The 17,414-nt window shown below is 72.9% G+C and carries 19 protein-coding genes; 10 read left to right on the plus strand and 9 right to left on the minus strand.

Annotated features, from left to right (window positions below; all coding sequences use genetic code 11):
• Nucleotides 1-885: 885 nt before the first annotated feature.
• The 3 genes from AB0A90_RS34380 (at nt 886) to AB0A90_RS34390 (ending at nt 2,699) form a co-directional block, all read left to right on the plus strand.
• Nucleotides 886-1,518, plus strand: a complete 633-nt coding sequence (locus AB0A90_RS34380) for a LysE family transporter (protein WP_357256090.1) — start codon at nt 886-888, stop codon at nt 1,516-1,518.
• A 51-nt stretch (nt 1,519-1,569) separates the two neighbouring features.
• The gene (locus AB0A90_RS34385) at nt 1,570-2,223 is read left to right on the plus strand and encodes an acVLRF1 family peptidyl-tRNA hydrolase (protein WP_357256092.1); all 654 of its coding nucleotides are present in this window, start codon (nt 1,570-1,572) and stop codon (nt 2,221-2,223) included.
• A 116-nt stretch (nt 2,224-2,339) separates the two neighbouring features.
• Nucleotides 2,340-2,699, plus strand: coding sequence for a nuclear transport factor 2 family protein (locus AB0A90_RS34390; RefSeq protein WP_357256095.1), 360 nt, complete (start codon nt 2,340-2,342; stop codon nt 2,697-2,699).
• 97 nt (nt 2,700-2,796) lie between these two features.
• On the opposite strand, the gene AB0A90_RS34395 is transcribed toward AB0A90_RS34390, so the two are convergent.
• Entirely contained in the window at nt 2,797-3,717 is a 921-nt protein-coding gene (locus tag AB0A90_RS34395; protein WP_357256097.1) for a neutral zinc metallopeptidase, read from the minus strand.
• Between the two features lie 262 nt (nt 3,718-3,979).
• Between AB0A90_RS34395 and AB0A90_RS34400 the strand changes: the two genes are divergently transcribed.
• The gene (locus tag AB0A90_RS34400) at nt 3,980-5,584 is read left to right on the plus strand and encodes an ABC-F family ATP-binding cassette domain-containing protein (protein ID WP_357256099.1); all 1,605 of its coding nucleotides are present in this window, start codon (nt 3,980-3,982) and stop codon (nt 5,582-5,584) included.
• A 67-nt stretch (nt 5,585-5,651) separates the two neighbouring features.
• Here AB0A90_RS34400 and AB0A90_RS34405 read toward each other — a convergent pair whose 3' ends face one another.
• A complete protein-coding gene (locus tag AB0A90_RS34405) occupies nt 5,652-6,251 on the minus strand; it encodes a cadmium resistance transporter (RefSeq protein WP_357256101.1) in 600 nt (199 codons plus the stop codon).
• 215 nt (nt 6,252-6,466) lie between these two features.
• On the opposite strand from AB0A90_RS34405, the gene AB0A90_RS34410 reads away from it, so the two are divergent.
• The 3 genes from AB0A90_RS34410 to AB0A90_RS34420 all read left to right on the plus strand — a co-directional run bounded on the left by AB0A90_RS34410 (nt 6,467) and on the right by AB0A90_RS34420 (nt 9,600).
• Nucleotides 6,467-6,694, plus strand: coding sequence for a helix-turn-helix domain-containing protein (locus tag AB0A90_RS34410; RefSeq protein ID WP_007462679.1), 228 nt, complete (start codon nt 6,467-6,469; stop codon nt 6,692-6,694).
• Between the two features lie 46 nt (nt 6,695-6,740).
• Entirely contained in the window at nt 6,741-7,508 is a 768-nt protein-coding gene (locus AB0A90_RS34415) for an enoyl-CoA hydratase/isomerase family protein (RefSeq protein ID WP_357256103.1), read from the plus strand.
• 115 nt (nt 7,509-7,623) lie between these two features.
• The gene (locus AB0A90_RS34420; protein ID WP_357256125.1) at nt 7,624-9,600 is read left to right on the plus strand and encodes an ABC transporter ATP-binding protein; all 1,977 of its coding nucleotides are present in this window, start codon (nt 7,624-7,626) and stop codon (nt 9,598-9,600) included.
• 20 nt (nt 9,601-9,620) lie between these two features.
• Here AB0A90_RS34420 and AB0A90_RS34425 read toward each other — a convergent pair whose 3' ends face one another.
• The 7 genes from AB0A90_RS34425 to AB0A90_RS34455 all read right to left on the minus strand — a co-directional run bounded on the left by AB0A90_RS34425 (nt 9,621) and on the right by AB0A90_RS34455 (nt 14,389).
• Complete coding sequence (locus AB0A90_RS34425; protein ID WP_357256105.1) at nt 9,621-10,031, minus strand: hypothetical protein; 411 nt, start codon at nt 10,029-10,031, stop codon at nt 9,621-9,623.
• Nucleotides 10,032-10,115: 84 nt separating this feature from the next.
• Nucleotides 10,116-10,703 carry a G/U mismatch-specific DNA glycosylase gene (mug, locus tag AB0A90_RS34430; protein ID WP_357256107.1) on the minus strand — a complete coding sequence of 196 codons (588 nt, stop codon included), beginning with the start codon at nt 10,701-10,703 and terminating at the stop codon, nt 10,116-10,118.
• Nucleotides 10,700-11,461: an SDR family oxidoreductase gene (locus AB0A90_RS34435; RefSeq protein WP_357256109.1), complete on the minus strand. Its 762-nt coding sequence runs from the start codon at nt 11,459-11,461 to the stop codon at nt 10,700-10,702. Before AB0A90_RS34435 ends, mug begins: the two co-directional genes overlap by 4 nt.
• On the minus strand, nt 11,446-11,985 hold the full coding sequence (locus tag AB0A90_RS34440; RefSeq protein ID WP_357256111.1) for a hypothetical protein: 540 nt from the start codon (nt 11,983-11,985) through the stop codon (nt 11,446-11,448). The genes AB0A90_RS34435 and AB0A90_RS34440 overlap by 16 nt, the downstream gene beginning before the upstream one ends.
• Nucleotides 11,982-12,800, minus strand: a complete 819-nt coding sequence (locus AB0A90_RS34445) for a DUF692 domain-containing protein (protein WP_357256113.1) — start codon at nt 12,798-12,800, stop codon at nt 11,982-11,984. The genes AB0A90_RS34440 and AB0A90_RS34445 overlap by 4 nt, the downstream gene beginning before the upstream one ends.
• The gene (locus AB0A90_RS34450) at nt 12,797-13,735 is read right to left on the minus strand and encodes a TIGR04222 domain-containing membrane protein (RefSeq protein ID WP_357256115.1); all 939 of its coding nucleotides are present in this window, start codon (nt 13,733-13,735) and stop codon (nt 12,797-12,799) included. The genes AB0A90_RS34445 and AB0A90_RS34450 overlap by 4 nt, the downstream gene beginning before the upstream one ends.
• Nucleotides 13,736-13,816: 81 nt before the next feature.
• Entirely contained in the window at nt 13,817-14,389 is a 573-nt protein-coding gene (locus tag AB0A90_RS34455; protein WP_357256117.1) for a helix-turn-helix domain-containing protein, read from the minus strand.
• A gap of 78 nt (nt 14,390-14,467) precedes the next feature.
• Between AB0A90_RS34455 and AB0A90_RS34460 the strand changes: the two genes are divergently transcribed.
• From AB0A90_RS34460 to AB0A90_RS34470, 3 genes are all read left to right on the plus strand, one after another.
• The gene (locus tag AB0A90_RS34460) at nt 14,468-15,328 is read left to right on the plus strand and encodes a carbon-nitrogen hydrolase family protein (RefSeq protein ID WP_357256119.1); all 861 of its coding nucleotides are present in this window, start codon (nt 14,468-14,470) and stop codon (nt 15,326-15,328) included.
• Nucleotides 15,329-15,393: 65 nt separating this feature from the next.
• Nucleotides 15,394-16,038, plus strand: coding sequence for an HAD family hydrolase (locus tag AB0A90_RS34465; RefSeq protein WP_357256121.1), 645 nt, complete (start codon nt 15,394-15,396; stop codon nt 16,036-16,038).
• A 309-nt stretch (nt 16,039-16,347) separates the two neighbouring features.
• Nucleotides 16,348-17,280, plus strand: a complete 933-nt coding sequence (locus AB0A90_RS34470; RefSeq protein ID WP_357256122.1) for an RIO1 family regulatory kinase/ATPase — start codon at nt 16,348-16,350, stop codon at nt 17,278-17,280.
• The last annotated feature ends 134 nt before the right edge of the window (nt 17,281-17,414 follow it).

Here is a 17,414-nt window from a genome sequence, read left to right on the forward strand (position 1 = left end):
CGTGTCCTTGCGCGGTGCGCCCGCGTTGCGTGTCCTTGCGCGGTGCGCCCGCGTTGCGTGTCCTTGCGCGGTGCGCCCGCGTTGCGTGTCCTTGCGCGGTGCGCCCGCGTTGCGTGTCCTTGCGCCCTGCGCCCGCGTTGCGTGTCCTTGCGCGGTGCGCCCGCGTTGCGTGTCCTTGCGCGGTGCGCGCGTTGCGTGTCCTTGCGCCCTGCGCCCGCGTTGCGTGTCCTTGCGCCCTGCGCCCGCGTTGCGTGTCCTTGCGCGGTGCGCCCGCGTCGCGCCGTCGCGCCGTCGCGCCGTCCCACCCTGCAAGATCGCGCAATATCGTGGTTGTAGTGGTGTCGGCACGTTAGTGAGGCCACTAAAACCAGGATCAAGCACGATCTCTCGTTAGAGAGCCTCAAGCCCCACCGAAGATCCGCGCAACATCAGCGATAGTGCTGCCTCTGGCGCCTCTGAGGCAGCACCATCCCGGAAGTTGCACGGATCTTGGTCACCGCCCCGGGGGAGGGGCGAGGGATGACGCCGGCACGGCGGGGGGCGCAGGCACGGGGGTGCATGGCGCGGGGACGCATGGCGCCGGCGCGGGGCACGGGGGCCGCGGGGCGTGCGGGCGTTCGGCGCGGGCGCTCGGCGCGGGGCACGGGGGCCGTGGGGGCGTGCGGGCGTGCGGGCGTTCGGCGCGGGCGCTTGGCGCGTGGCGTGCGGGCGTTCGGCGCGGGTGCACGGCTCGGGGCCGGAAATGCGGTGGCGCGGGCGTGGCTTCGGCGCGCAGGATGCGCGTGTGATTGAGGCGTACCCGATGCAGGTCCCTGTCCATGCGGCCACTGCCGGGCGTCGACAGCGGCCGATCCGGGGACGAGCCTCGATCCGGCACCGACGATCGTGAGCGGGGCGTTCCTGGCCGGTCTGGTGGCCGGCTACGGCGTCGCCATCCCCGTCGGCGCGATCGCGATCCTGATCCTGGGCCTGAGTGCGCGTACCTCGTTTCGGGTCGGTGCGGCGGCGGCGCTCGCGGTGGCGACGGCCGACGGGCTCTATGCGGCGGTCGCCGCGCTCGGTGGCGCCGGCCTGGCCGGATTCATCGGGCCGGTCGCCGGGCCGCTGCGGGTGGTTGCCGCCGTCGTCCTGCTGGGTCTCGCCGGGCACGGTCTGTGGCGGACCTGGTCCGCCCACCGCTCGCGGCAGACGCCGACGGCACCGGTCGGGCGTGGTTTGAGCACGCCCGGGCGGGCCTACGCGGCGTTGCTCGGGCTGACCCTGCTGAACCCGGCGACGGTGCTGTACTTCACCGCGCTGGTGCTCGGTCGTCGGGACACCGCCGACGCGGACCCGGGCGCGGTGGTGCTCTTCGTGGCGGGTGTGTTCCTTGCGTCGGCGAGTTGGCAGCTGGTCATCGCCGGCGGCGGCACCGTGGTCGGCCGGGCGCTGAGCAGCCCGCGCGGACGACTGGTCACCGGACTGGTCTCCAGTGCGTTGATCGCCGCGCTGGCAGTGGTCGCGCTGTTGCCGCGCTGAGCGGCCCCGCCCGAGGGCCCGCTCGCGTCCGTCGTGCCGTACGGTCGGGCGGTGAGCAGTCGACCAGCAGCCGGGGGCGGTCGGTGGGTCGAGGTCGACCCGGCCCGAATCGGCCGCTGGGTCGAGGGCTTCGCCGGCCGGCACGGCCCGCCCGACACGACCGTGCGGGAGTACGGCCTGCTGCTCACCGCCCCCGACGGATCGACCGCCGAGTTGTACGCCCCACCCGGTGCGCCGTCCAGCGACGACGTCCCCGGGTTCGTGGCCCACGCCGTCGCGCCCCGCCGGATCGGTCTGTTGCTGGCCCGCAAGGGCGCGGTGGCCGTCGGTGTGGCCGACGGTGCCGATCTTGTCGTCTCCAAGGTGGACACCCGGTACGTGCAGGGGCGCACCGCGGCGGGGGGATGGTCGCAGCACCGGTTCGCCCGGCGGCGCGACAACCAGGCGAAGGCGGCGCTGGGTGATGCGGCGGACCTGGCCGTACGGCTGCTGTTGCCGGAGGTGGCGGCGCTGACCGCGGTGGTCTGCGGCGGTGACCGGAAGGCGGTGGACACGGTGCTGACCGACCGGCGGTTGGCCCCGCTCGTGCCGCTGCGGGCCGAGCGGTTGCTCGACGTGCCGGAACCGCGCCACGCGGTGCTTGTCGCGGCGGTGGGTGCGGCCCGTGCGGTGTGGATCCGGTTGCGCGACCCGGCTCCCGAGTGACCTCGGCGCTCGACCGAGGGGAAACCGGCGTTCCTGGTGTGCTGCCGTGCGGCCGGTCCGAGGATGGGCGCATCGACGCGGTAACCCGTGACCGCAACACTCCCAGGGAGATCATCATGTCCGAGGCGCAGATCCTGCGTACCGTCCTCGACCGCTGGAAGTCCGCGGTCGACGCCCACGAGCCGGACCGGGTCGCGTCGTACTTCACCGAAGACGCGATCTTTCAGGGGCTGCGTCCGTACGCCGTGGGCCGTGTCGGGGTTGCCGCGTACTACGCCGGCCAGCCGCTCGGCCTGACCGCCGCCTACGAGATCCGGGAGACCCGCCGTCTCGCCGACGACCTGGTCCTCGGTTATCTGGAGGTCGAGTTCGGCTTCACCGACCGCCCGCCGCTGACGGTCCACCTCGGCGTGCTGCTGCGCCGGATCGGCGACGACTGGCTGATCAGTCACTACCAGGTGTCCCAGCTGAACTGACACGCCCGCGCCGCCCGCGCCGATCAGGGAGTTGTGGTGGACCCCATCCCGGGCACCACAACCGACTGATCGACGCGGACGGCGACCGGAGCGCGGGTCAGAGCTGGTCGGTGCCGAAGGTGTCGCAGGTCTTCGGGTCGCCGCTGTCGAAGCCCTGCTGGAACCAGCGTTGCCGCTGCTCAGAGGTGCCGTGGGTGAACGAGTCCGGGTTGACCTTCCCGCCGGAGCGTTCCTGGATGCTGTCGTCGCCGATCGTCTCGGCGGCCTTCAGCGCCTCGGTGATGTCGCCCGGGGTGATCGAGGTGAAGAGCGGTTCCTGGCCGGTCTTGTCCTTGGTCTCGGTGGCGTGCTTGGCCCAGGAGCCGGCGTAGCAGTCGGCCTGCAACTCCAGCCGCACGGAGGCGGAGCGGGGGCCGCTCTGGTCGCCCTGGCCGGCCTTGGCGTTGGTGCCGAGCAGGTTCTGGATGTGGTGTCCGTACTCGTGGGCGAGCACGTAGGGCTGGGCGAACTCGCCCTTCGCGCCGAACCGGGAGGCCAGCTCCTCGTAGAAGCTCAGGTCGATGTAGACCTGCCGGTCGGCGGGGCAGTAGAACGGGCCGACGCCCGAGTCGGCCTGGCCGCAGCCGGTGCTCACGGCGGCCTGGAAGTAGTTGGTGTCGGTGGGCTCGTACTTTCCGTTGCCCAGCTCCGGGTACGCCGTCTGCCAGTAGGCCTGGATGCTGTTGACGAAGGCCAGGTTGCGGCAGCGGAGGTCGTCGAAGCGCTGCGGGTTGTCACGCGAGCACAGCTGCGACAGGTCGGTGCCGCCGGCCTGCCCCCCGCCCTCGTCGCCGTTGGTCATCGCGTTCAGGCCGAACCCGCCGCCGAGCAGCGCGACGAGCACCGCCACCACGATGCCGATGATGCCGCCCCGGCCGCCGCCCCCGGGGATCGGGATGCCGAAGCCACCGCCCCCGCCGCCCCGACCCCGGTCGTTGACCTGGGAGGTGTCGAGTTCGGCCCGCTCGTTGAGTTCCATACTGACCCCGATCGCCGTATGCGCTGAATGTCGTGTGAAAGTCGTTGTGTCGGTTGCGTGCCGGACGGGGTCCGGACAGCGCTTTCGGTACCCGATGATCTTGATCGGTAATCCGGGCGGACCCTCCGGCGGCGCCCGGTACACTTGTCGGGTGCTGCGCTGCGAAGGCTGAACCGCCCCGCGCCGTCGGGCCCCTTGAGCCCGCCGGCCGTTTCGCGTGCCCCGAGTCAGCCTTCCAGACCCCGAGAGCGAGCCCGAAAACATGATCACAGCCACCGGCCTGGAACTGCGTGCCGGTTCCCGGATCCTGCTGTCCGACACCACCCTGCGCGTGCAGCCGGGAGACCGGATCGGCCTGGTCGGTCGCAACGGCGCCGGCAAGACCACCACGCTCAAGGTGCTCGCCGGCGAGGGGCAGCCGTACTCCGGCCAGATCGACGCGCGCAGCGCCATCGGCTACCTCCCGCAGGACCCGCGCACCGGCGACCTGGAGGTCACCGGCCGCGACCGGGTGCTGTCCGCGCGCGGCCTGGACGTCCTGATGTCCCAGATGCAGGAGATCGAGGCACGCCTCGCCGACGACGCCAGCGACAAACTGGTCCGCCGTTACGGCGCGCTGGAGGACCAGTTCGCCGCGCTCGGCGGGTACGCGGCCGAGGCCGAGGCCGCCCGCATCTGCGCCAACCTCGGGCTGCCCGACCGGGCGCTCGCGCAGACCATCGGCACCCTCTCCGGCGGTCAGCGCCGCCGCATCGAGCTGGCCCGGATCCTGTTCCGCGACGCGGGCGAGAACGGCGGCGGCATCCTGCTGCTCGACGAGCCGACGAACCACCTCGACGCCGACTCGATCACCTGGTTGCGCGGCTTCCTCGCCAACCACAAGGGCGGCCTGATCGTGATCTCCCACGACGGCGCGCTGCTGGAGTCGGTGGTCAACAAGGTCTGGTTCCTCGACGCCACCCGATCCGTGGTCGACGTCTACAACCTGGGCTGGAAGGCGTACCTGGAGGCGCGCGAGACCGACGAGCGGCGTCGCCGTCGGGAGCGGGCCAACGCGGAGAAGAAGGCCGGCGCGTTGATGGCGCAGGCCGACAAGATGCGGGCCAAGGCCACCAAGACCGTGGCCGCGCAGAACATGGCCCGCCGCGCCGAGAAGCTGATCTCCGGCCTGGAGGAGGTGCGGGTCGCCGACCGGGTGGCCAAGGTGCGGTTCCCCAACCCCGCGCCGTGCGGCAAGACCCCCCTCACCGCGACCGGCCTGTCCAAGTCGTACGGCTCGCTGGAGATCTTCACCGACGTCAACGTCGCGGTGGACCGGGGCTCCCGGGTGGCCATCCTCGGGCTCAACGGCGCCGGCAAGACCACCCTGCTGCGGATGCTCGGCGGGCTGCTCACCCCGGACACCGGCGAGGTGCACGCGGGTCACGGCCTGCGGCTGGGCTACTACGCCCAGGAGCACGAGACCCTCGACGTGGAGCGGACCGTGCTGGAGAACATGCGCGCCGCCGCCGTCGAGCAGTCCGACACCGACCTGCGCAAGATCCTCGGCGCGTTCCTCTTCTCCGGTGACGACGTGAACAAGCCGGCCGGGGTGCTCTCCGGTGGTGAGAAGACCCGGCTGGCCCTGTCCACCCTGGTCTGTTCCGGTGCCAACGTGCTGCTGCTCGACGAGCCGACGAACAACCTCGACCCGGTCAGCCGGGAGCAGGTGCTCGACGCCATCGCCAACTATCCGGGCGCGATCGTCCTGGTCACCCACGACCCGGGCGCGGTGCTCGCGCTCAAGCCGGACCGCGCGATCCTGCTGCCCGACGGCGACGAGGACGCCTGGAGCGACGACCTGCTCGAGCTGGTCGAGCTGGCCTGACCGGCGTCGCCTCCGGGCGCGCCGCAGCCGAGCAGGTCGAGGTCCGCAACCGGGCGCGGCGAGGTTCTCAGCCGAGCAGGTCGACCAGCCGGCCCAGCACGCCGGAGCTGACCAGGATCACCACCCCGACGCCGACGAAGATCGCCGGCACCAGCCAGTGGCCCGCGCGTTCGACCAGCCGGACCACGCGGGGGTGCCCGCCCAGCCACGCGCCGACGGCGCACCACAGGGCGACCAGCAGCACGAACACCAGCAGGAAGATCGCGCTGTCGGCCAGGCCGAGGGCACGGAAGACGGGTACGTAGACGGCCACGTTGTCGGCGCCGTTGGCGATCGTCACCCCGGCCACCCCGAGCAGGCCGGTGACGACGGTGGGGGTCTCGTCGTCGTCGGAACCCCGTAGCGCGCGTACGCCCAGCGCGATCGGCAGCAACCCGAGCAGCCCCGTCCACGGGTCCGGCACCACCAGCAGGCCCGCCGCGACCACCGCGCTGGCCAGCGCGAGCGCGCCGATGCCCAGGTATTGGCCGGCGACAATCTGCCAGGGTCGGGGCCGACCGGTGGTGCGGGCCGCGACGAAGAACAGAGTCAGGATGACGATGTCGTCGATGTCGGTGGCGGCGAAGACCACTGCCGCTCCGGCCGCGGTGCCCAACAGGTCGATCACGACCGAAGGCTACGGGTCGCCGGCGGCCGCCGGCACACGGCATTGGTACGCCCGGACACCACGCCGCGTCGATTGCCAGGATCACTCTATCGGGAAGCTGACATTGCATAGCGTGTCGGTTGGCGAAGAGTTGATATCTGGCGCATGATCGTTCGAGGCGGTCTAATAGGTGGGACCGTATCCGAACCGCACAGTCTGGGACGTGAGGACACAGCATGGCAGCCACTGGCACAGCCACCAGCACTGAGAAGGGTCGCCGGATCGTCGGAGCCGAGCGTCAGACGCTCGCCAAGGACCTGGTAAAGCGGTACACGTCGGGGGAGAGCATCCGCGCGTTGGCGGCCTCGACCGGCCGTTCCTACGGGTTCATCCACCGAGTGCTCACCGAGTCAGGGGTGCAGCTGCGTCAGCGCGGCGGTGCCCGGCGCCGCAAGAAGGCGTGACCCGCCTCCCCGCGTCGTCGACAAGCGCCACGCCCCGGACCGCCCGGTGACCACCGAGGCGACCGGGGTTCGGTTGACCTGCGACGGGCCGGTCGCCACGGTGACGTTGTGCCGGCCCGACGTGCTCAATGCTCAGACGCCTGCCATGTGGCGGGCGATGAGCGACTTCTCCCGTGAGCTGCCCGGTGACGTGCGGGTGGTGGTGGTCCGGGGCGAGGGGCGTGCGTTCTCCGCCGGCCTCGACCTCGCGGTGGCTGGCGCTTCCGGCCCCGGCTCCTTCGCGGAGCTGGCCACGCTGCCCGAGCAGGAATGCGCCGAGCGCATCGCGGAATTCCAGGCTGGCTTCACCTGGCTGCACCGGCCGGACGTCATCTCCGTCGCCGCTGTGCAGGGCCACGCGATCGGCGCCGGCTTCCAGCTCGCGCTCGCCTGCGATCTGCGCGTGCTGAGCACGGACGCGAAGCTGTCGATGGCTGAGGTGACCCTCGGCCTGGTGCCCGACCTGGCCGGCACGAAGCGTCTCGTGGAGCTGGTCGGCTACGCACGGGCACTGGAGATCTGCGCGACCGGCCGCCGGTTGGACGCCGCCGAGGCGGACCGGATCGGGCTGGCGACCCTGGTGGTGCCACCGGCCGAGGTGGATGGCGCGGTCCAGGACCTGACCGCCGGGTTGCTCGCCGGAGCCCGCGACGCGGTGGTGGAGATCAAGGCACTGCTGGTGGGTGCGGCCGGGCGGTCGCACGCCGACCAGCAGCGCGCCGAGCGGGAGGCGCAGACCCGCCGACTGCGCGATCTGGCTGGCCAGGGAGAATAGGTAAGGACCGGCCGGGAAGATCCAGGTTACGACCGAGGTTGTCACAGCTGTCGGGAGAATTGGCCTGACGGTGCAGTCCGCCCGACGACCCCGGAGGTGAGCGATGTCCAACCCGATGTCCGGCGGTGGCATGGCCGGGTGGAGCATGCTCCGGTCGATGCGCAACAGCGACGAGGTCTCCACCCATCGGCTCAAGCGCGGGGTCGCCCGACGCATCGTGGCCTTCGCCCAGCCCTACCGGCGCGACATCATCGTCTTCCTGGTCACCGTGGTCCTGGCCGCCGTCATCGGCGTGGCCACACCGGTGCTCGCCGGCGACGTCATCAACGCGATCAACCGGGGCGGCACCGAGGCCGGCCGGCTCGTGGTGCGGCTGGCCCTGTTCATCGCCGCGCTGGCGGTCGCCGACGCGCTGCTCTCGCTGGCCCAGCGGTGGTATTCGGCCCGGATCGGCGAGGGCATCATCTTCAACCTGCGCACCCGGGTCTACGACCACGTGCAGCGGATGCCTCTGCAGTTCTTCACGCGTACCCAGACCGGCGCCCTGGTCAGCAGGCTCAACAACGACGTGCTGGGCGCCCAGCGGGCGTTTACGTCGACGTTGTCCGGCGTGGTCAGCAACGTCATCCAACTCGTGCTCACCGCCGCGGTGATGTTCACCCTCTCCTGGCAGATCACCGCGCTCTCGCTGGTGCTGCTGCCGATCTTCATCATCCCGGCCCGACGGGTGGGGCGGCGGCTGGCCGACATCACCCGTGAGTCGTACAACCTCGATGCCAAGATGAACGCGACAATGACCGAGCGGTTCGGGGTGGCCGGCGCGCTGCTGGTGAAGCTCTTCGGCCAGCCCGAGATCGAGGCCCGTCGGTTCGCCGACCGGGCCGAGCGGGTGCGGGACATCGGCATCCAGTCCGCCATGTATTCCCGTACGTTCTTCGTCGCGATGCTGCTGGTCGCCTCACTGGCGCAGGCGCTCACCTACGGCCTCGGTGGCTGGCTCGCCGTGACCGGCGGCGTCAGCGCAGGCACCGTGGTGACCCTCGCGCTGCTGCTGACCCGCCTGTACGGTCCGCTCACCGCGCTCTCCAACGTGCGGGTGGACGTGATGAGCGCGCTCGTCTCGTTCGACCGGGTCTTCGAGGTGCTCGACCTCAAGCCGGGCATCGTGGAGAAGCCCGACGCGGTGGCGGTGCCCCGGGGCGCCGGCCGGGTCGCCTTCCGGGACGTCCGGTTCCGCTACCCGAGCGCCGCCGAGATCTCCCTCGCCTCCCTGGAGGAGGTCGCCACGCTCGACCGCACCGTCAACGAGCCGGTTCTCAAGGGCGTCTCGTTCAGCGTCGAGCCGGGGCAGATGGTCGCCCTCGTCGGCCCGTCCGGCGCCGGCAAGTCGACGCTGTCGATGCTCATCTCCCGGATCTACGACGTCACCGACGGGCAGGTGCTCGTCGGTGGCGTGGACGTGCGGGACGCGACCCTCGCCTCGCTGCGTGACGAGATCGGCGTCGTCACCCAGGATTCGCACCTGTTCCACGAGACGATCGCCGAGAACCTGCGGTACGCCAAGCCGGACGCCACCGACGACGAGATCTGGGCCGCCCTGGCCGGGGCGCAGGTGGCTGATCTGGTCCGGGCGCTGCCCGACGGTCTGGATACCACGGTGGGGGAGCGCGGCTACCGGTTCTCCGGTGGCGAGAAGCAGCGCATCGCCATCGCCCGTCTGCTGCTCAAGGCCCCGTCGGTCGTGATCCTCGACGAGGCGACCGCACACCTGGATTCGGAGAGCGAGGCGGCGGTGCAGCGGGCGCTGTCGGTGGCGCTGGCCGGACGTACCGCGTTGGTGATCGCGCACCGGCTCTCCACCGTGCGCGACGCCGACCAGATCCTGGTCCTCGACGGCGGACGGATCGTCGAGCGCGGGCGGCACGACGAGTTGGTCGCGGTCGGCGGGCTCTACGCCGAGCTGTACCGGACCCAGTTCGCGGTCGCCGACTCGCCCACCCCGTTCGTCGACGCGACCGGCCCCGAGCCGGTGGTCATGCCCCTGGGCACGTACCGCGCCGACGAGGTGCTGCCACCGGCCGCCGCCAACTGACGGTTGCGGGACTGCTCGGCTCAGTCCGCCACGAAGGCCGCGATGGTGCTGGCCAGCGGCGTGCAGGCGAACGCAGCGTAGGCGGCGACGAGAGCGGTGGAGGCGACGCACCACCGGTACCGGGTCGCCGGGCAGCGGCGGCGCGTCGCCACCAGCACACCGACCCCGACCACCGCGAGCAGGATGCCGGGCACCGGCCCGAGCAGGGTGAGGTAGAAACCGGGCACGCCGAGCAGCCAGCCCGGCACGATGAAGGTCCAGGTCGGCGGGTACGGCCGGGGTGCCCACAGATAGGGCACGACGGCCGCGGCGAGGTAGGCCGCCACGGTGTACAGCTGGATGCCGACAAGCGTGCGGATCGGCGCGGTGGACGCCTCGGTGGGGGTCTCGAGGGTCGAGACCTGGGCCGTGCCGGCGGGAACATCCGTCATTGTCGCTCCACTGTGGCGGGATCGTGGTCTGCGCCGAGGGTAGGTGTGCCCGTGCCGCCCGACAAGCTCGTCGCGGACCGCTCGTCAGAACGCCGCCACCCGCAGCTCGGCGAAGGCCAGGCCCAGGGTGACCGGCGTGAAGTGCGCGTTCAGGCCGCTCGGGTTGGGTAGCACCCACAGTCGGGCGCCGGCCAGCAGCTCCGACTGCGGCCCGAAGGTGGCCTTCGGCCGTTGAAAACCGATCCGGTACGCGGTCACCCCCACCACCGCCACCCAGCGCGGCCGGTACCGGGACACCTTCTCGGTGAGGATCGCCGCGCCGGCGAGAAGTTCCTCCGTGCTCAGCTCGTCCGCGCGGGCGCTGGCCCGGGCCGCCATGTTGGTGATGCCGAGCCCGAGCGCGGGCAGCTCGGCCTGTTCGCTCGGGTGCAGCAGCCGGGGGGTGAACCCGCCCCGGTGCAGGGCGGGCCAGAACCGGTTGCCGGGCCGGGCGAAGTGCCAGCCCGTCGCGGCCGACCAGAGGCCCGGGTTGATGCCGACGAAGAGCACCGCCAGCCCCGGCGCGAGCACGTCGGGAATCGTCCGATCGGCTGCCGCCGCCAGGTCCGCGCGGCTCGGCCGGGCCGTCCCGGGCGTCACCGCACGCGCGTCGCCGGCCCCGTCGGGGGTCACAGCCCGCGCAGCGCGCCGCCGTCCACCGGCAGGGTGATCCCGGTGAGGTAGCTCGCGGCGGGGGAGAGCACGAACGCGGCCACCCGGCCGAACTCGGCGGGGTCGCCGAGGCGGCGCAGCGGGATGCTGGCCTCCGCGGCGGCCCGGGCCTGCTCCGGGTCGCCGGTCGCGGCGAAGAGCTCCCGGTTGCGGTCGGTCAGAATTCGGCCGGGCAGCAGCCCCACCACCCGGACCCCGCGCGGGCCGTAGTCGTCGGAGATGTCCTTGGCCGCACCGACCAGGCCGGGCCGGAGACCGTTGGAGATGCCCAGGCCGGGGACCGGGCCGCGAGCCGAGGTGGAGAGCACCAGCCCGATCGCACCACCCGAGGGCAGCGCGGCGGCGATCGTGCGGACCGCGCGGATGGTGCCCAGGAAGACCGTTTCGAAGGAGAGCCGCCACTGCTCGTCGCTGATCGCCGCGGCGTTCCCCGCCGGTGGGCCGCCGACCGAGATCAGTGCGCCGTCGAGCCGGCCGAAGTGCTCCTGGGCGGCGGCGACGAGCTGCCCCGGGGTCTCCGGGTCGGTCAGGTCAGCGGTCACCCCGACGGCGTGCTCGGGACCACCCAGCCGCTGCGCGGCGGCGGCCACGGCATCCGGGTCCCGGGCCGACAGCACCACCCGCGCACCGTCGGCTACCAGGCTCTGCGCGGTCGCGTAACCCAGACCGCGGGAGGCGCCGGTGAGGACGTACACGCGGTCGGTCAGTCCGAGGTCCATGACTCCGATCCTGCCGCATCCGGCACACCGTCGCCGCGAGGGGTGGGTGGGCGCGGCGCGGGGCGCAGCAGACGTACCCGGCCGGCGATCTGCACCGCGACGGCGCCGCCGGCGCGGCCCACCGCCGGCACCCGGCGCGGACGCGGCGTCCGCAGCCCGTCGTAGCGCAGGCGCGCCTCCCGAACAGCCAACTCCTCGGCGGCCACCGGGGGGAGCACCCGCTGGTCGCGCAACGCACGGGCCAGGTCCCAACCGTCGCGCAGTGAGCCGGCGGTGGGTCGCCGGGCGGCCCAGTCGGCGAAGGTGGTCGACCACCCGGCACCGAGACCGGCGGCGAGCAGTGGCCAGTGCCGGGCCACCTCGCCGGCCCGCTTGCGCAGCAGGGCCGCGCGGGTGGCGGCCAGCGGGCCGGGTGCGAACCCCGCCGGTGGCGCACCCCCGGCGACCAGCGCCGCGACCAGTTCGGCCTGTCGCTCGGCGAGCCCCGCGCGGGGCGTGGCGTCGCCGTCGGGTGCGCCCGTCATGTCACGGCCGGAAAGCCCGCCGCGGCGGCCAGGGCGTCCAGTTCGGCGCGGAGTTCGGCGGCCGGCGGGTAGTGGCCGTCGCGTTCCAGCAGCAGCGCCGGCGGTCGCCGTCGGGCGCAGAGCGCCTCGACCAGCTCCAGCACCGCCGACGGCACCGGGTCGGTGTGGGTGTCGTGGTAGAAGCCGCCGTGCTCCGCGCCGCCGGCCACGTGGACGTACGCGACCCGCTCCAGCGGCAGCCGGTCCAGCAACGCCAGCGGGTCGGCGCCCCGGTTGCGAGCGTTGGCGTGCACGTTTGCCACGTCCAACAGCAGCAGCGCCCCGGTCCGGTCGAGGATCTCGGTGAGGAAGTCCGCCTCGTCCAGCTCGTCGTCGGGCCAGTCGAGCAACGCGGCGATCGGTTCCAACGCGATCGGCACCGGAAGCTCGGCCTGTGCCCGCGCCACGTTGGCGCAGACCGCGTCGACGGCTTCCCGGCTGCGCGGCAGCGGCAGCAGGTGGCCGGCCTCCAGACCGCCCGCCCGGACGAACGCGATGTGCTCGCTGACCAGCGGCGCCTCGACACGCTGCGCCACCGCGGCCAGGTGGGCGACCCGGGCCGGGTCGACCGGCTCCGCGCCGCCGAGGGAGAGCCGCACCCCATGCGGTACGACAGTCACCGCGCGTTCCCGTAGCTGCGCCAGGCCGGGCGGGAGTGGCCCGGTGGCGGGTATCCCCTCGGCCACCACCTCGACGAAGCGCAGCCCCGGCAGCTCGGCCACGAAGCCGGCGATCTCCGGACGCCAGCCGATGCCCACCCCGGACGGCCCGGTCATCCGCCGCACCCGCCGCCACCGCCGCAGCCGCCACCTCCACCACCGCAGGAGCCGCCGCCGGAGCTGTCGGAGCCGCCGGAGCTGTCGCCTCCGCCGCCCCAGCCGTCGGAGCCGCCCGTTGAGCCGCCGCTGCTGGAGATGGCCTGGCGCTGGATCTCGGCCTGCTCGGCGAAGCCCGGGTCGAGCGCCCAGAGCGAGGCGGTGCCGTACAGGGCCACGCCCATCGCCGCGCCGGCCGCTCCGTAGGTGGCGTAGGCAGGCGCGGAGGCGGGTTCGAGGTGGGTGTGCTGACGACGGACGTCACGCAGCGCGGCGCGTCCGGCCCTTGTCTGCAGGGGTGCCCGGCGCAGCACCAGCACGATGATGAGTTGCGGGACCAGGGTCAGCAGCAGGTAACCGACCGGGTGACCGTTGACCAGGCCGGAGATCAACCGGAACACACCGAGGGCCAGCAGGACGGTCAGGAGCGCGATCAAGAAGCCGTAAACTTCCCGCTGCCGGTGGCTCGTCAGCAACCCGCGCTGCTCCAGACCGTTGCGGAGCTGGTCCAGCGCGGAGCGTACGTGTCGGTGCTGCGGCAGGTCCCGGACCCGCGAGTGGTGGTGGGCGGCCCAGTGGATGCCTTGCTCCAGCGGGGTGAGCCCGGTCGGCGCGGCGCCGACGGTGGTCAGCCGACGGTCCGGTCGCACGGCGATCGCACCGCCGCCGCGCAGCCCGCCCAGCGCGGCGTTCACGGCGAGTCGGGGGCCACCATTGAGGTACGCGACCTCCTGCGGCCCGAGCGGATCGTGGGTGGTCCGCCCGTGGGCGCTCAGCGGGCGGATCCGGTGGTAGGCCACGACCGCCAGCGCCACGGCGGCTGCCATGAGGTAGTACCGGAGGAAGGTCGGGCCGGGGATGCCCCAGGTGTCGCTCGACGCGGCGTTGACGATCACTGACTGCTCCTGTCGCCGGAGGGATCGGCGGCCCCATTGTGGAGCAGCGTCGCCACGGTCGGCGGACCGGTGCCCACGCGGTCAGGGACGGCGAACGGCCTCCTCGACGAGGTCGAGCACCGGCCCCAGGTCACCGGCCGGTCGGCCCATCGCCAGGTGCAGCACCAGGCCGTCGTAGGCCAGCTCCAGGAACTGGGCCAGCACGTCGATCGGGACGTCCTCGCGCAGCACCCCGGCGTCACGCTGGCGGGTCAACCGGTCCCGGGTCGCCTCGGCGATCGCGGCGGACCGCTCGGCCCAGCGCTTGGCGAACGCCGGGTCGGTGCGCAGCCGGCGCGATACCTCCAGTTGGCTGCCCAGCCAGCCGGTGGTGTCCGGCGACATGGCCCGGGCGAGCAGATCGCGCATCACCTGCACCAGCCCGTTGCGGGCCACCGTCTCCACCATGGCGGCGGCGTCGTCCTCGGCGACGGCCAGGAAGAGTGAGTCCTTGTCGCGGAAGTGGTGGAAGATGGCGCCACGGGACAGGCCGGTGGCCTCCTCGAGGCGGCGTACGGTCGCTCCCTCGTAGCCGAGCCGGGCGAAACACGCCCGTGCGGCGGCGAGGATCTCCTGCCGGCGCGCGTCGAGCTGGTCCTGGCTTACTCTGGGCACGCGTCGATCGTCGCAGGTCACCCCGGGGGCGTGCAAACCGTACGTACGGCTTGGAATGCCCCCGTCTACCATCGCCCGGTGACCCTGCCCCGCCCCGTGCCCACCGCCCCGCTGACCGTGGCCGCCATCCAGGCCACGCCCGCGCCGGGAGACGTCGCCGGAAACGCGGTCGCCGCCGCCGACCTGGTTCGCCGAGCCGCCGACCGGGGCGCCCGGGTGGCCGTCCTGCCGGAGCTGTTCCTCTGCGCGTACCACCCGCCGACCCTCGCCGCCGACCCGGCCGGCACGGACGTCACGGCCGACCCGGGCGGAATGGTCGCGGATCCCCGCCTCGACCCGCTGCGCGCCGCGGCCCGCGAGGCCGGCGTCACCGTGCTGGTCGGTGCCGCCGCCCGACACCCGGACGGCCGGCGGACCATCGCCGCGCTGGTGGTCGACCGGACCGGCGCGATCCGGGTCGGCTACGACAAGCAGCAACTCTGGGGCGACGAACGCGACCTGTTCAGCGCCGGCGACCGGGGTGCCACGCTGCTCGTCGACGACTGGCGGCTCGGCCTCGGCATCTGCTACGACGGCTGTTTCCCGGAGCACGGTCGGGCCGCCGCCCTCGACGGCGCGCACGCCTACCTGTGCCCCAGCGGATACCTGGCCGGCTCCGAGCACCGCCGCGACCTCTACTACGCCGCGCGCGCCCTCGACAACACGATGTTCGTGGTCTTCGCCAACGCGGTCGGCGGCGTCGACCCGTGGCGGTTCAACGGCGGCGCGGCGATCTACGACCCGCAGGGACGGGTGCTGGACCGGGGTGCCGACGACGGTACGGCGGTGCTGGTGGCGACGTTGGACCCGGCCGTGCTCGCGGCCACCCGGTCGGCCCATTCGATGCTCGCCGACCGGCTCGCGGACCAGGGCGGCCCCCGGTCGTCGATGTCCGGCTGAGCACATCGTCAGGTCGGTACCCGCTGCATCTGTTGGCGGACACATCGGTCCCGTAGGGTGCCCGAGTGCCACTGCTCCTGCTGGACCTGGACAACACCCTGCTGGATCGGGCCGGGCCGTTCCGCCGCTGGGGTGAGCGCTTCCTGGACGGCATCGGCGCGCCCCCCAGCGACATCGAATGGCTGGTCTCGATCGACGCCGACGGGTTGACCGACCGCTGGGATCTCGCCGACGCGATCCGGGACCGCTACGAGCTGCGCATCCCCTCGATCGACCTGGTGGAGGAGCTGCACGACGGGGTGGTGGCGCAGACCCGGCTCGACCCGCTCACCGCCTGCGCGCTGCGGATCGCCGACGACGCCGGCTGGGTGCCGGTGGTGGTCTGCAACGGCACGGTACGTGTCGACGACGCCAAGATTCGCCGGACCGGCCTGGACCGCTACGTCGCGGACTGGGTGATCTCCGAGGAGTGCGGGGTCAGCAAGCCCAACCCGCGGATCTTCGCGCTCGCCGCCCAGCGGGTCCGGATGTCGCTGCGCGGCGCCTGGGTGGTCGGCGACAGCCCGGAGGCGGACATCGGTGGCGCCGCCGCGGTCGGGCTGCCCAGCGTCTGGCTGCACCGCGGGCGCTCCTGGTCGGACGTCCGGTTCGCGCCCAGCCGCACCGCGGACGGGCTGATCGCCGCGGTCGCCACCATCCTCGCCCGCTGAACGCCCGCCGTGCGCGCCCGCCTCGCGCGCCCGCCCCAAGATTCGCGCAACATCCCCGATGTTGCTGCCTCGGGACGCGCGGAGGCGGCAACATCCCCGATGTTGCTGCCTCGGATCCCGGTCGGGCGGCGCGTGGGCGGTGTCCGGGAGTAATTCGATTGACCCGCCGACGGGCTGCGGCGAGCATTGTCCGCGCATGGTGCATCCCGGGCGTGTGCCCGGTCGAGGGAGAAGGAGGTCGGCCATGGCCGTCGTCGCCTTTCGCTGTCAGCTGCCTTCTTCAGCCTCGACCAAGGGAATCTCACCACAGTGCGCGATCACGACCTTCCGGCGCTGGAGCGCCGGAGCCGCGGCAAGAGCCGCTTCGACGACGACGAACCGCAGTTTCTGAAGCGCGGGCGGCACACCGAGCCGCCCGCGGACCCGGACAGCGCCCCTGACCCGGACACCGGCGAACGCTGGTCGTCCTGGGACGACGCCGTCCACGGACCCCAGCCGCACCCGGGCTGGCTGATCACCGAGCTGGCCGCCAAGGACACCGAGTTGGGTGTGCTGAAGACCGGCAAGGAGGCGGACGTCCACCTGGTCCGCCGGGCCGTACCCGACACCGACAGGTCCTGCCTGTTGGCGGTCAAGCGCTACCGCGAGCCTGAGCACCGCCTGTTCCACCGGGACGCCGGCTATCTGGAGGGCCGCCGCGTGCGCCGCTCCCGGGAGAACCGGGCCATGGCCAGCCGGACGGCGTTCGGCCGGCAGATGATCGCCGGGCAGTGGGCCGCCGCCGAGTTCGCCGCCCTGGCCCGGCTCTGGGACATCAGCGCCGGGAACGACCGGATCGCCGTGCCGTACCCGGTGCAGTTGCGGGGCACCGAGCTGATGCTGGAGTTCGTCGGTGACGCCGAGTCGGGGGAGGCGGCGCCCCGGCTGGCACAACTGCGACCCGATCCGGCCGAGCTCCGCGACCTGTGGGGCCAGTTGGTGGAGGCGCTGCGGGTGCTGGCCCGTGCCGGCTACGCGCACGGCGACCTGTCGCCGTACAACCTGCTCGTGCACCGGGGCCGCCTGGTGGTGATCGACCTGCCGCAGGTGGTCGACGTGGTGGCGAACCCGCAGGGGCCGGAGTTCCTGGCCCGGGACGTGCGGGTGGTCAGCACCTGGTTCGCGGCCCGTGGCCTGCCCGCCGAGCAGGTCGACCCCGGCCTGTTGACAGGTGAGCTACTGCACGAGGCGGGCCTGCGCTGATCGGAGCGGGTCGGGCGGCCGGGCCGCCCGACCCGCCGGGGTCACATGTTGTATGGCTACACCACGAGCTTGGGTCGTTAACCCCGTGCGTACGGGTGGCGGTGGGGTGGCCGGGGGGCCCGCCTGCGGCGCAG

The organism is Micromonospora sp. NPDC049204 (assembly GCF_040647935.1).
In the GTDB taxonomy this organism is placed as follows: domain Bacteria; phylum Actinomycetota; class Actinomycetes; order Mycobacteriales; family Micromonosporaceae; genus Micromonospora.

Excerpts from the sequence above, each read along its gene's own strand:
- AB0A90_RS34445 (WP_357256113.1), bottom strand. The coding sequence starts at position 12,800 with ATGACCGGGCCGTCCGGGGTGGGCATCGGCTGGCGTCCGGAGATCGCC.
- AB0A90_RS34400 (WP_357256099.1), top strand. The coding sequence starts at position 3,980 with ATGATCACAGCCACCGGCCTGGAACTGCGTGCCGGTTCCCGGATCCTG.
- AB0A90_RS34435 (WP_357256109.1), bottom strand. The coding sequence starts at position 11,461 with ATGGACCTCGGACTGACCGACCGCGTGTACGTCCTCACCGGCGCCTCC.
- AB0A90_RS34425 (WP_357256105.1), bottom strand. The coding sequence starts at position 10,031 with ATGACGGATGTTCCCGCCGGCACGGCCCAGGTCTCGACCCTCGAGACC.
- AB0A90_RS34420 (WP_357256125.1), top strand. The coding sequence starts at position 7,624 with ATGTCCGGCGGTGGCATGGCCGGGTGGAGCATGCTCCGGTCGATGCGC.
- AB0A90_RS34410 (WP_007462679.1), top strand. The coding sequence starts at position 6,467 with ATGGCAGCCACTGGCACAGCCACCAGCACTGAGAAGGGTCGCCGGATC.
- AB0A90_RS34390 (WP_357256095.1), top strand. The coding sequence starts at position 2,340 with ATGTCCGAGGCGCAGATCCTGCGTACCGTCCTCGACCGCTGGAAGTCC.
- AB0A90_RS34440 (WP_357256111.1), bottom strand. The coding sequence starts at position 11,985 with ATGACGGGCGCACCCGACGGCGACGCCACGCCCCGCGCGGGGCTCGCC.
- AB0A90_RS34395 (WP_357256097.1), bottom strand. The coding sequence starts at position 3,717 with ATGGAACTCAACGAGCGGGCCGAACTCGACACCTCCCAGGTCAACGAC.